A 12,468-nucleotide genomic window follows, 5' to 3' on the forward strand; every position below is an offset into this window, starting at 1 on the left:
CCGTGGATCAGCAAGATCCACGGCGTATTCGCGTGCGATCAGCCTTATGGGCTCACTGCGGCGGGTTTACTCCGTGACGGCCAGCGGGCTGCCGATGTGATCGGCGGCCACCAGACGCTCGCCCGCCAGTGACAACACCCAGGTGCTGCCCTTGCGGTTGCGCGACTTGTCCGGCTTCACCCCGTCGCGTTCGCACCACCACGCGATGAGATCCGGAATGACCTTGCCCTGCGTGCAGATCACCGGCGTGCCCCCGGCCTGGACCGCTTCCCCGGCGATCTCGAGCACACGGGAACGGCCCCGCCCGCGGTGGTCGATATAAGACTCCTCGGTCAGCGCCGGTTCGTCGACGATCGGCACGCCGAGCTCCTCGGCCAGCGGCTCGAGCGTCTGCCGACAGCGCGTCCGCGGCGCCGCGTACAGCCGGTCGGCACCGAACGCGAGCAACTGCCCGACAAGTGATTCGGCCTGCGCCCGGCCCCGCTTGTCCAGTGGGCGTTTCCGGTCGTCACCCTTGTACCGGGACCTCCTGCCGGCCAGTCCGTGCCGGACGATGAGCACCGTGCTGGTATGCGCGGGTGCTTTGGTGAAGCGTCGCAGCACCTTCCGGTCATGGGGGTATTGCAGGTGCTCCAGCGCCCGCGCGGGCGGCAGCCAGAGTAGTTGGTCCACCTCGGCATTGGGGATGAACTCGCCGTCGATGGTGCGCGCCGCCCAGTACCGCACCTTCTTGATGTCGGCGTCGACGGGATAGCTGACCGCCGGGAGGCGGCGACCCAGCTGACAGGCGTACCCGGTCTCCTCGAGGATCTCGCGCACCGCGGTGACCGGTTCGGTCTCACCAGGGTCCACCTTGCCCTTGGGCAGCGACCAATCGTCATACCGGGGGCGGTGCACGACGGCGACCTCGATAGGACTGTCGCCGCCGGCGACGGTGATCGGACTGTCGCCGCCGGCGACGGTGATCGGACTGTCGCCGTTCGCGCCGGAACCGTTCTCCCGCCACAGCACCGCGCCCGCCGCGTAGATCGTCCTGGGGCGGGTCACCGTGTTCGGCACATCAACTCCTATGCGGTCGTGTGGCGGCAGCGGCGCGTGGAGCCGTCACGGATGCCGATGGCGTTCCATCATCGACACCTGGTGATCGCGTACCGTCTGGCCCTCGAGTGGCAAAGCTGTCCAGTGACCGTCGGCCCGCAGTTCCCAGCACCGGGTGGCCGGATCCATTGCGGACTCGAAGATGTCATCGAGCTGGGCTGTCAGCCGGGAATCCTTCACCTGAGCCATGACCTCGACGCGGCGGTCGAGATTACGATGCATCATGTCGGCGCTGCCGATCCAGAACTCGTTGATGGCGTTGAAGTGAATAATTCGCGAGTGCTCCAGGAAGCGGCCCAGGATCGAGCGGACGACGATGTTCTCGGAGAAACCGGGCACTCCCGGCTTCAGCGCACAGATCCCGCGCACCACCACCTCGACCCGCACCCCGGCCTGGGAAGCGCGGTAGAGCGCGTCGATCACCTGCTCGTCGACGAGCGCGTTGGCCTTCAGCCGGATTCGGCCCTCCGCGCCGTCGCGGGTCGCGGCGATCTCACGCTCGATCCGTTCGACGATGCCTCGGCGCACGCCGTACGGCGCGACCAACAGGTTGCGGTAGGACTCCTTGCGCGAGTAGCCGGTGAGCGAGTTGAACAGGTCGGTGAGGTCGGCGCCGACTTCCGGTGAGGCGGTCAGCAGGCCGACATCCTCATACAGGCGGGCGGTTTTCGGGTTGTAGTTGCCGGTACCGATATGGCAATACCGTCGTATGGTCGAGCCCTCGCGCCGCACCACCAGTGCGGTCTTGCAGTGCGTCTTCAACCCGATCAGCCCGTACACCACGTGCACGCCGGCCTGTTCCAGCGTCCTGGCCCACTTGATGTTGGCCTGTTCGTCGAAACGCGCCTTGATCTCCACCAGCGCCACCACCTGCTTGCCGGCCTCGGCAGCGTCGATCAACGCGTTGACGATCGGCGAATCACCGGAGGTCCGGTACAGCGTCTGCTTGATGGCCAGCACGTTCGGATCCGCGGCGGCCTGCTCGATGAACCGCTGCACGGTGGTGGAGAACGAATCATAGGGGTGGTGCACCAGCACGTCACCGTCGCGCAGTGTGGAGAAGATACTCTTCGGGGTTTCGCGCTCGCCGAAAGCCGGTGGGGTGGCGGGCACGAACGGGCGGTCCTTCAAGTCCGGCCGGTCCACACCGTAGATCTGCCAGAGCGAGGACAAGTCGAGCAGGCCCGGTACCTGGATGACGTCACCGGGATGCACGTCGAGTTCGCGCAACAACAGCTCGAGCATGTTCTCGGTCATGTCGCCGGCGACCTCGAGGCGCACCGGCGAGCCGAACCGGCGCCGCGCCAGCTCCCGCTCCAGCGCCTGCAGCAGGTCCTCGTCGCGATCCTCGGCCACCTCGAAGTCGGCGTTGCGGGTGATCCGGAAAGCGTGCTGCTCGACGATCTCCAAGCCGGGGAACAACACCGGGAGGAACACCGCGATGAGCGTCTCCAGCGGTAGGAACCGGACCGGTCCCGCCGTGCCGTCCTCGGATTGCCTGGCCGGCAGTTCGACGAACCGGTCGACGTTGTCGGGCACCTTGATTCGGGCGAAGTGCTGGGTGCCGTCGTCGGGCTGGCGGACGGTGATCGCGAGGTTGAGGCTCAGGCCGCTGACGAAGGGGAACGGGTGGGCCGGGTCCACCGCCAGCGGGGTGAGCACCGGGAACACCTGCTCGTGGAAGTACGTCGACAGCCGTTCGCGCTCGCGCTCGTCGAGATCGTTCCAAGTGACGATGACGATGCCGTGCTCGGCCAGGGCCGGCCGCACCGATTCGAGGAAGACCTGGGCGTGCCTGCTCGCCAACTGCTGGGTGCGCTCACCGATGCGCCGCAGTTGTTCGCGCGGGGACAGGCCGTCGGCCGAGCGCACCGACAACCCCATCTCGTCGCGTCGCTTCAGCCCGGCGACCCGAACCATATAGAACTCATCGAGATTCGAGGAGAAGATGGCGAGGAATTTGGCGCGTTCCAGCAGAGGCAGCGACGGGTCGGCGGCCAGTGCCAGCACGCGGGCGTTGAAGTCCAGCCAGCTCAGCTCGCGATTGAGGTAGCGATCTTCCGGCAACGCGTCCACCGGCGACGCCGAGGTGGCCGCCGGAGGTGCGTCGGGAGTGCTCTCGGGTGACGTCCACTCGGCATCGGCAGGTCGCGTCTCGGCTTCGGTCATGTACCGATCATTGCGCATCGCGGCGGGACGGGTCTACCCGTCGCACCCTGTGCAGGTGAGATTGCCGACCACCCGGCTGGTTGCGGGGCCGACGCCGAGCCGCAGGGCTGCCGCCAGATCATCCGGGGTGTCGATATCGCAGCGCAAGCCGGGCCAGTCGCCGGTGAGTTCGACCGCGCCCGAATCGGTATGGCGGCGTGCGGAATCCGTGCCGAAGCGGGGATCCAGCGGGGAGTCGAACGCGAACAGTGCCGAGGTGCCGGTGCCGTGCCGGTCGCCGACGAAACTGCGTCGGTGGCGTGCGGCGGTGACGATGGCATCGGAGAGCTCGTCGGCCCGCAGCGCCGGAAGATCACCCTGAAGCACGACGATATCCGTTGTGGCATGCGATCTTTCGGCTTCCATCAGGGCGTTGTTCAGGGGGTTGGGGTGGCCGTCCGGCGTCGGATCGGTCAGCGCCCTGGCGCCCAGGTCGACGGCCGCCGCGGCCGCCGCGGGGTCCGGAGTGACGACGGTGATCGACCTCACCGCCGGCGCGGCGGCCGCGGCGGCGATGGTGTCGGTCAGCATGGCGAGCACCAGACGCTGACGGGTGGCCGCGGACAGCACCGGCGCGAGCCGGGTCTTGGCGGCGTTGAGCCGCTTGACCGCGATCACCAGGCCCACCTGTGGCAGCACCCTGGGTGCGCCCGTCGCCGACTGCCCCTGCCTCACACTTGCCATCCTGCCAGCAGAGCGTGGCGCGTTAGGGTGAGGCGTGGTCGAAGCCGCGGTGATGGGTGCCGGTGCCTGGGGTACGGCGCTGGCGAAGGTGCTTGCCGATGCCGGTAACGGTGTCACGTTGTGGACCCGGCGGGCCGAGCTCGCCGAGGAGATCAACGCGACCCACCGCAACCCGTTCTATCTCGAAGACACCCTGCTGCCCGAGCGCATCCGGGCGACCAGCGATCCGGCGGAGGCGCTGGACGGCGCCTGCACCGTGCTGCTCGGGGTGCCGTCGCAGACCATGCGCGGCAACCTCGAACAGTGGAAGCACCTGATCGGTGCCGATGCCACGCTGGTGAGCCTGGCGAAGGGTATCGAGCTGGACACCCTGATGCGGATGAGCCAGGTGGTGGTGCAGGTCACCGGTGCCGACCCAGCTCGGGTGGCGGTGGTGTCCGGGCCGAACCTGGCCAAGGAGGTGGCCGACGAGCAACCCGCGGCCACCGTGGTCGCGTGCACCGATTCGGGCCGGGCGGTGGCGCTGCAGCGGGCGTTCTCCACCCCGTACTTCCGGCCGTACACCAACGCCGACGTGGTGGGCGCCGAAATCGGCGGCGCGTGCAAGAACGTCATCGCGCTGGCCTGCGGGATGGCCGCGGGCGTCGGACTGGGGGAGAACACCTCGGCCGCCATCATCACCCGCGGCCTGGCCGAGATCATGCGGCTGGGAATCGCGTTGGGAGCCAAAGGGGCGACCCTGGCCGGGCTGGCCGGTGTCGGGGACCTGGTCGCGACGTGCACCTCGCCGCGGTCGCGTAACCGGTCGTTCGGGGAGCGTCTCGGCCTGGGCGGCTCGATGGACTCGGCCCTGCACGCCGCCGAGGGGCACGTCGCCGAGGGGGTGACCTCGTGCCAGTCGGTGCTGGCGCTCGCGTCCAGTTACGACGTCGAGATGCCGCTCACCGATGCCGTGCACCAGGTGTGCCACCGCGGGTTGTCGGTCAAGGAAGCCGTCATGCTGCTGCTCGGGCGCAGCACCAAACCGGAATAGGGGCCATGGTGAGCACCGGTTACGGGGACTCCACCCGGAGCGTGAAGGCCGTTGGCGCGCATGCCGTTCCGGGTGATCCCATCGCTCCCGCGCCGGTGCCCGCGTCGGCGTACCATCTGGCCGCCGATGAATCGGCGGACTTGGACACCTACGGTCGGGTGTCGAATCCGACCTGGCGTCAGCTGGAGTCGGCGCTGGCCGAACTGGAGGGCGCGTCCGCCGCGCTGACCTACGGTTCGGGGATGGGGGCCATCACCTCGGTGCTGCGCGTCCTGACCCGGCCGGGTGCGACGCTGGTGGTGCCCGCCGACGGCTATTACCAGGTGCGTAGATACGCCGTGGAATACCTTGCCCCGCAAGGGGTTACCGTCATCGAAGCGACGGCCGCGCAGATGTGCGAGGCGGCCGCGGGCGCCGATGTGGTGCTGGCCGAGACGCCGGTGAACCCGACCCTGGACGTGGTCGACCTGCACCGGCTGGCCACCATCTGCCGGTCCAAGGGCACCACCCTGGTGGTGGACAACACGGCCGCCACCCCACTGGCGCTGCAGCCGCTGTCCCTGGGCGCGGACCTGGTGGTCGCCAGCGCCACCAAGGCGCTGTCCGGGCACAGCGACCTGCTGGCCGGCTACGTCGCCGGCTGCAACGAGGAACTCATGGCCCGGGTGGAGCGTGACCGGCTGCTGGCCGGGCCGATCCTGGGCACCTTCGAGGCGTGGCTGGTGCTGCGCAGTCTGGGCACCGCGGGGCTGCGGATCGAACGGCAATGCCGCAACGCCGCGGCGGTGGCGCTGATGCTGCGCGACCATCCGGCCGTGCGGTCGGTGCGCTATCCCGGCCTGCCCGGGGACCCGTCGTATCCGGTCGCGGCCGAGCAGATGAAACGCTTCGGCGGTCTGGTGGCCGTGGAGTTGGCCGACGCCGCTGCCGTGCACGCCTTGGTCGAACGCAGCTCCCTGCTGGTCGCCGCGACCAGTTTCGGCGGTCTGCACACCTGTGTGGACCGCCGGGCCCGGTGGGGCGACCCCGTCGGCGACGGGTTTGCCCGGCTGTCGCTGGGCATCGAGGACACCGACGACATCGTCGCCGATATCGAGGGCGCACTGGCCTGAGACTCCTCGTCGCGCCGTCAGCCGGTAACGTCTCCTGATTGTGAGTGCCCGTATCCGCGTCGCCGTCGTCTACGGCGGACGCAGCTCTGAGCACGCGATCTCGTGTGTTTCGGCAGGCAGCATCCTGCGCAATCTCGATCCGGAGCGGTTCGAGGTGGTCGCCGTGGGCATCACGCCCGAAGGGTCCTGGGTGCTCACCGACGGGCGCCCGGACACCCTGGCCATCACCGACGGCCGGCTGCCCGAGGTGACCGGTGCCTCCGGGACCGCGCTGGCGCTGCCCGCCGATCCGCACCGCAGCGGTCAGCTGCTCTCGCTCGGCGAGGCCGCCGGCGACCTGCTGGCCACCGTCGACGTGGTGTTCCCGGTGCTGCACGGCCCGTACGGGGAGGACGGCACCATCCAGGGACTGCTCGAGTTGGCCGGCGTGCCCTATGTCGGGGCCGGGGTGCTGGCCAGCGCCGCGGGCATGGACAAGGAGTTCACCAAGAAGCTGCTCGCCGCCGAGGGGCTGCCGATCGGGGACCAGGTGGTGTTGCGCGCCCACCACGCGACGGTGGAGCTGGAGGACCGTGAGCGCCTGGGCCTGCCGGTCTTCGTCAAACCCGCCCGTGGTGGATCGTCCATCGGCGTCAGCCGGGTGACCGCCTGGGATCAGTTGCCTGCCGCGATCGAGCAGGCCCGCCGACACGACCCGAAGGTGATCGTCGAGGCGGCGGTGCCGGGACGCGAGCTGGAGTGCGGCGTGCTGGAGTTTCCCGACGGCCGCGTCGAGGCCAGCACGGTCGGCGAGATCCGGGTCGCCGGGGTCCGCGGCCGCGACGACGGCTTCTACGATTTCGCCACCAAATATCTGGAGGACGCCGCCGAGCTCGACGTGCCCGCCAAGGTCGACGACGCCGTCGCCGAGGAGATCCGGCAGCTCTCGATCCGGGCGTTCCGGGCCATCGACTGCCAGGGGCTGGCCCGAGTGGACTTCTTCCTCACCGACGACGGCCCGGTGATCAACGAGATCAACACCATGCCCGGCTTCACCACCATCTCGATGTACCCGCGGATGTGGGCGGCCAGCGGCGTGGACTATCCGACGCTGCTGGCGGCGATGGTGGACACGGCCGTGGCCCGCGGCACCGGCCTGCGTTAGTTCTTCGGGCTGGCCGCGGCGAGCGCGGCCTGAGCGGTGCGGATGTCGCCCATCCCGGACTGGACGGTGGACACCACGGTGTTGAGCGCGCCGCGATCCCCGTCCGGGGTCAGGGCGTCGCAGTGCGTTCCGGCCTCGATGAAGCGGGCCGCCGCCGAACTCATCGGCGCCGTGACGTCCTCCACCGGCGCCGGCAACGTCTTCTCGATCGAGTGCCCGACACTGCCGATCCGGCCGCACGCGTCGCGCATGGTCGGGTAGTCCTGGGCGTCCATCGCGGTCTGGAAGTCGGCCAACGCGATGTTCAGCCGCTTCAGCGCGCTCTGGGTGGTGCTCTGCCAGCGGGCGGCCGCGGCGCCCTTGGCGGCGACCACGCCGGGCGACGGTGCGGTCGGCGTGCCAGACATCAGCGCCACCGCGTCGGTGGCGTGGGGCAGCGGGCCGTCGTCGGTCAACGGTTGCATCAAGACGGCGGCGGCGACGGCGGCACTTCCCGCCGCGGCGGCCGTGAGTTTGCTGAGTCGCATCTCTCCTATAGTGCCTCAGGCGGGCGCCGCTGGCGACAGCGGTTGGGCCGGCATCACCTGCGCGATGGTCCGCGACATCACCTGAATCGGGCTGGGGCCCGACCCCTGCGGCAGTGTGAGCGCCACGTAGATGCCCCGGTCGACGGCGAACCAGGTGCTCGCGCCGTCGCCCTTGACCTCGAACCAACTGACCTCGTCGACCACCTGCAGCGGCGCCCCGACCACGAAACCGCCGGGTCGGTCCAGCCCGCAGCGCAGGATCACCGGATCGGCGGTCGGATCGCTGCGCTGCCACGCCGCGGCACCGGCAGGCACCGGCTCGGCGGCCACCGCGCGGCGGTAGTCACCGAGCTGGTCGGGCAGGCTGGCCAGCAGCGCCGCACATTGTGGGCTGTTCGCGGCGGGCGCGGGCGCCCCGGCGATGGCGACCGGGCGCGGCGCCGGATCGCTCTGCCGGATCGCCGCCAGGGTCAGCAGCACGATCACCGCGGCCAGCGCGACACCGGCCGCCGCGATGATCAGGCCCCGTGGTGGACCGTCGTGAGTATCGGGCTCGGGCACCTGCGCAACTCTATGGGGCGGCCCCGTCGGCGATCGGACAGGTCAGCGTGCGGGTGATCCCGGGGACCTGCTGCACGCCGGCGGCGACGGTGTCGTGCAGTTCGGTCAGGGAGTCCGCGCCGATCCGGGCGACCACGTCATACGGGCCCGTCACGTACTCGGCCGAGCGCACCCCGGGCAGCCCGGCCAGTTGTTTGGCAACGACCTCGGCGCGGCCCACCTCGGTTTGAATCAGCATGAAAGCCTCCACCACCGGGTGTGCCCTCCGTTCCACTACATAGACTCGGCGCCGCAGGGCCCAAACGTACCGCAGGTCGCGTGACTGTTCGAGGTGGAGGCAGGTGAGATGACGGACAGCGAGCCCACGCTCGCCCAGCTCGGGGAATTCACCGTCATCGACCGGATCACCGCGGGGCGGGTGCAACCACCGACCGTCGTGCTCGGCCCCGGTGACGACGCCGCCGTCGTGCTGGCCGCCGACGGCCGGACGGCGGTGTCCAGCGACATGCTGGTGCAGGATCGGCATTTCCGGCTGGACTGGTCCAGCCCGCACGACATCGGCCGCAAGGCGATCGCGCAGAACGCCGCCGATGTCGAGGCGATGGGCGCCACGGCGACGGCCTTCGTGGTGGCGTTCGGGGCGCCCAAGGACACGCCCGCGGCCGCCGCGATCGCGCTGAGCGACGGGATGTGGACGGAGGCGGCGATATTCGGCGCCGGCATCGTCGGCGGCGATCTGGTGAGCGCACCGCTGTGGGTGATCTCGGTGACGGTGCTCGGTGACCTCGGTGGCCGCGCACCCGTGCGCCGCGATACCGCCCGCGCGGGCGACATCGTCGCGGTGGCCGGCGAGTTGGGCCGCTCGGCAGCGGGATACACCTTGTGGCTCAACGGGATCGGGGAATACGGCGACCTACGGCGTCGTCACCTGGTGCCCACCCCGCCGTACGGGCAGGGCCCCGCCGCGGCCCGTGCCGGCGCCAGTTCGATGACCGACGTGTCCGACGGCCTGGCGGCCGACCTCGGTCATGTCGCCGCCGCGTCCGGGGTGCTGATCGACCTGTCGGCCGAGTTGCTGCGCCCCGACCACGACGTGCTGGCCCCGGTGGCCGCCACCGCGGGTGCCGATGCCTGGGATTGGGTGCTGGGCGGTGGTGAGGACCACGCCCTGGTGGCGACCTTCGCCGGAGCGCCGCCGCCGGGCTGGCGCACCATCGGGCGGGTGCTCGACGGGCCGGCCGGTGTGCTGCTGGACGGCCGGCCGTGGCGGGGAAGCGCGGGCTGGCAGTCGTTCTGAGCACCGGGCACGCTAGTTTTGGCGCTCGTGACACCACGCCCTCTGACTGACCTCGTCGAGCCCGGCTGGGCGCGTGCGCTCGAGCCGGTGGCCCCCCAGGTTGCGCGGCTGGGGGAGTTCCTGCGCGAAGAGCTGGCGGCCGGGCACCGTTATCTGCCGGCCGGCGAGAACGTGTTGCGGGCCTTCACGTTCCCGTTCGAGGCGGTGCGGGTACTGATCGTCGGCCAGGATCCGTACCCGACGCCGGGGCATGCCGTCGGGTTGAGTTTCTCGGTGGCGCCCGACGTCCGGCCGGTGCCGCGCAGCCTGGGCAACATCTTCAACGAGTACAGCACCGACCTGGGTTACCCCGTGCCGGCGACCGGTGACCTGACCCCGTGGGCGCAGCGGGGGGTGATGCTGCTCAACAGGGTGCTCACGGTGCGCCCGGGCAGCCCGGCCTCACACCGCGGCAAGGGCTGGGAGGCGGTCACCGAGCGGGCGATCCGGGCGCTGGTGGCCCGACCGCAGCCGTTGGTGGCGGTGCTGTGGGGTCGCGATGCGGCCACCCTGAAGCCGATGCTGGCCGAGGGCGGCTGCGCGGTGATCGAGTCGGTGCACCCGTCGCCGCTGTCGGCGTCGCGCGGATTCTTCGGGTCGCGGCCGTTCAGCCGGACCAACGAACTGCTGGAGAAGATGGGGGCCGAGCCGATCGACTGGCGGTTGCCCTGACTGGGGATGCTGGGATGATCAGACGCAAATAGGCCGGGGGACCGAAGTCCACCGGCCTATCGGCACGACGTACGGCTGAAGATCAGCCGCGGGTGACCTTGCCCGCCTTGAGGCAGGAGGTGCAGACGTTGAGGCGCTGCTTGTTGCCGCCGGGGCGGGCGACGGCGCGCACGGTCTGGATGTTCGGATCCCAGCGACGGCTGGTCCGGCGGTGAGAGTGCGACACCGACTTGCCGAAGCCGGGGCCCTTTGCGCAGATATCGCACACGGCAGCCATACCTAGAACTCCTCGTATCAGTACTTGGGGGCCTGGATGCTGCGCCGCAAATGGCGTCGCGAGCTGACCCGACAACCTGACCAGGATACCGGCCGGGTCGGTGGATCACCAAAACGGTCCACAACCTGTGCAGCAGCGCACCGGATTGTCGGGCGCGGTGGCTAGGCTGGCGCGGTCCGGTGCGGTCAGGTGAGGAGTGATGTGTCCGAGATTTCGGGGGCTCGGCTCGACGCTCCCGGCCTGCGCGGCTGGGCGCACGACGCCGTCGGGCACCTGATCACCCACACCGACGAGATCAACCGCCTGAACGTCTTCCCGGTGGCGGATTCCGACACCGGCACCAACATGCTGTTCACCATGCGTTCGGCCGTGGTGTGGGCCGATGACCGCGCCGGTGACGACGCCGCGTCGGGGGTGGCCGGGGTGGCGGCCGCGCTCGCCGAAGGTGCCCTGCACGGTGCGCGCGGCAATTCCGGGGTGATCCTGTCCCAGATCCTGCGGGCGCTGGCCGAGGTCACCTCCGGGCGCGGCGTGACCGAGATCGACGGGCCGGTGCTGGCCGAGGCCCTGCGCCGCGCCGAGGGGCTGGTCGTGGCATCCATGGGGGAAGCGGTGCCCGGCACCATCGTGTCGGTGCTGCAGGCCGCGGCCGGCGCCGCCGAACAGCAGGCCGGCGCGGGCGCCGACGTTTCGTCAGTGGTGGGTGCTGCGGCCGAGGCGGCCGCGACCGCCCTGGCCCGGACCACCGACCAACTCGACGTGCTCGCCGAGGCCGGCGTGGTGGACGCCGGTGGGCGTGGCCTGCTGGTGCTGCTGGACGCCATGACGGCAACCTTGACCGGTACCGCGCCACGACGGCCGAGCTACCAACCGGCCGCCGGTCAGGCCGAGGCGGTGACCACTACCGCCACGCCGCAGTTCGAGGTCATGTATCTGCTCAGCGACTGCCGCCAGGACGGCGCCGGACGGCTGCGCGGGCTGCTGGACGGTCTCGGTGATTCGGTGGCCATCGGCGACGCCGGCGCCGGGCGGTTCTCGGTACACGTGCACACCGACGACGCGGGCGGCGCCGTCGAGGCGGGCCTGTCGGTCGGGTCGTTGAGCCGGATCCAGATCACCGCGCTGGCCGGGGCGCACCCGCACGCGCACCGGACCCGGGACCGTGCCGTGCTCGCGGTGGTCGACGGCGACGGAGCGGCGGAGTTGTTCACCGGTGAGGGCGCCCGCGTGCTGCGGGCCGGTGCCACCCCGATCACCGCCCAGCAGTTGTTGCGGGCGCTGGTCGAGGCGGATGCCGCGCAGGTGATGCTGTTGCCCAACGGCTATATCGCCGCCGAGGAACTGGTCGCCGGCTGCACCGCGGCGACCGGCTGGGGTATCGACGTGGTCCCGGTCCCGGCGGCGTCCATGGTGCAGGGGCTGGCCGCGCTGGCGGTGCACGACGCCGGCCGCCAGACCGTCGACGACGGCTACACCATGGCGCGGGCCGCCGCCGCCACCCGGCACGGGTCGGTGCGGGTGGCCGCCGAGTCGGCGCTGACGTGGGCGGGGGCGTGCAAGGCGGGCGACGGACTGGGCATCACCGGTGACGAGGTACTGATCGTCGCGCACGATATCGCCACTGCGGCATCGGGTTTGGTGGATCTGCTGTTGGCGTCCGGCGGCGAGCTGGTGACGGTGCTGATGGCCGCGGGTGTCGACGACACGGTCGGTGACCAACTCCGCAAACACGTGCACGAACGGCATCTGGGTATCGAGGTGACGTGTTATCGCACCGGCCATGACGGGGACGCACTGCTGATCGGAGTGGAATAGG

General features: G+C 70.4%; 13 protein-coding genes. 6 read left to right on the forward strand and 7 right to left on the reverse strand.

Annotated elements, in window-relative coordinates:
* Positions 1-66 precede the first annotated feature (66 nt).
* Genes mutT1 through cofC form a run of 3 tightly spaced genes read right to left on the reverse strand, consistent with a single transcriptional unit; the run spans position 67 to position 3,981 of the window.
* On the reverse strand, positions 67-1,059 hold the full coding sequence (mutT1, locus tag BN977_RS26760; protein ID WP_407661213.1) for an 8-oxo-(d)GTP phosphatase MutT1: 993 nt from the start codon (positions 1,057-1,059) through the stop codon (positions 67-69).
* A gap of 45 nt (positions 1,060-1,104) precedes the next feature.
* Positions 1,105-3,267, reverse strand: a complete 2,163-nt coding sequence (locus tag BN977_RS26765) for an RNA degradosome polyphosphate kinase (protein WP_024450444.1) — start codon at positions 3,265-3,267, stop codon at positions 1,105-1,107.
* A gap of 33 nt (positions 3,268-3,300) precedes the next feature.
* Complete coding sequence (gene cofC, locus BN977_RS26770; protein ID WP_227456158.1) at positions 3,301-3,981, reverse strand: 2-phospho-L-lactate guanylyltransferase; 681 nt, start codon at positions 3,979-3,981, stop codon at positions 3,301-3,303.
* A gap of 43 nt (positions 3,982-4,024) precedes the next feature.
* Here cofC and BN977_RS26775 point away from each other — a divergent pair, with 43 nt between their 5' ends.
* The 3 genes from BN977_RS26775 to BN977_RS26785 are packed head-to-tail and all read left to right on the forward strand — an operon-like array spanning position 4,025 to position 7,279.
* Positions 4,025-5,023 carry an NAD(P)H-dependent glycerol-3-phosphate dehydrogenase gene (locus BN977_RS26775; protein WP_234709671.1) on the forward strand — a complete coding sequence of 333 codons (999 nt, stop codon included), beginning with the start codon at positions 4,025-4,027 and terminating at the stop codon, positions 5,021-5,023.
* Between the two features lie 8 nt (positions 5,024-5,031).
* Positions 5,032-6,135: a cystathionine gamma-lyase gene (locus tag BN977_RS26780; protein ID WP_109790353.1), complete on the forward strand. Its 1,104-nt coding sequence runs from the start codon at positions 5,032-5,034 to the stop codon at positions 6,133-6,135.
* Between the two features lie 40 nt (positions 6,136-6,175).
* Positions 6,176-7,279, forward strand: a complete 1,104-nt coding sequence (locus BN977_RS26785; protein ID WP_036402827.1) for a D-alanine--D-alanine ligase family protein — start codon at positions 6,176-6,178, stop codon at positions 7,277-7,279.
* Here the strand turns inward: BN977_RS26785 and BN977_RS26790 are convergent.
* From BN977_RS26790 to BN977_RS26800, 3 genes are read right to left on the reverse strand one after another with little or no spacing between them, the layout of a single operon-like run.
* Positions 7,276-7,806: a hypothetical protein gene (locus tag BN977_RS26790; protein WP_036402830.1), complete on the reverse strand. Its 531-nt coding sequence runs from the start codon at positions 7,804-7,806 to the stop codon at positions 7,276-7,278. The genes BN977_RS26785 and BN977_RS26790 overlap by 4 nt on opposite strands.
* A gap of 15 nt (positions 7,807-7,821) precedes the next feature.
* Entirely contained in the window at positions 7,822-8,367 is a 546-nt protein-coding gene (locus tag BN977_RS26795; protein ID WP_024450438.1) for a DUF3515 domain-containing protein, read from the reverse strand.
* Positions 8,368-8,377: 10 nt separating this feature from the next.
* Positions 8,378-8,620, reverse strand: coding sequence for an Lrp/AsnC family transcriptional regulator (locus BN977_RS26800; protein WP_024450437.1), 243 nt, complete (start codon positions 8,618-8,620; stop codon positions 8,378-8,380).
* 93 nt (positions 8,621-8,713) lie between these two features.
* On the opposite strand from BN977_RS26800, the gene BN977_RS26805 reads away from it, so the two are divergent.
* Entirely contained in the window at positions 8,714-9,664 is a 951-nt protein-coding gene (locus tag BN977_RS26805; protein WP_036402833.1) for a thiamine-phosphate kinase, read from the forward strand.
* A gap of 27 nt (positions 9,665-9,691) precedes the next feature.
* Positions 9,692-10,375: a uracil-DNA glycosylase gene (locus BN977_RS26810; protein WP_036402836.1), complete on the forward strand. Its 684-nt coding sequence runs from the start codon at positions 9,692-9,694 to the stop codon at positions 10,373-10,375.
* Between the two features lie 82 nt (positions 10,376-10,457).
* On the opposite strand, the gene rpmB is transcribed toward BN977_RS26810, so the two are convergent.
* Positions 10,458-10,652: a 50S ribosomal protein L28 gene (rpmB, locus tag BN977_RS26815; RefSeq protein ID WP_024450434.1), complete on the reverse strand. Its 195-nt coding sequence runs from the start codon at positions 10,650-10,652 to the stop codon at positions 10,458-10,460.
* 210 nt (positions 10,653-10,862) lie between these two features.
* Here rpmB and BN977_RS26820 point away from each other — a divergent pair, with 210 nt between their 5' ends.
* The gene (locus tag BN977_RS26820; protein ID WP_036404533.1) at positions 10,863-12,467 is read left to right on the forward strand and encodes a fatty acid kinase ATP-binding subunit FakA; all 1,605 of its coding nucleotides are present in this window, start codon (positions 10,863-10,865) and stop codon (positions 12,465-12,467) included.
* The last annotated feature ends 1 nt before the right edge of the window (position 12,468 follow it).

Source organism: Mycolicibacterium cosmeticum, from assembly GCF_000613185.1.
Lineage (GTDB): Bacteria > Actinomycetota > Actinomycetes > Mycobacteriales > Mycobacteriaceae > Mycobacterium > Mycobacterium cosmeticum.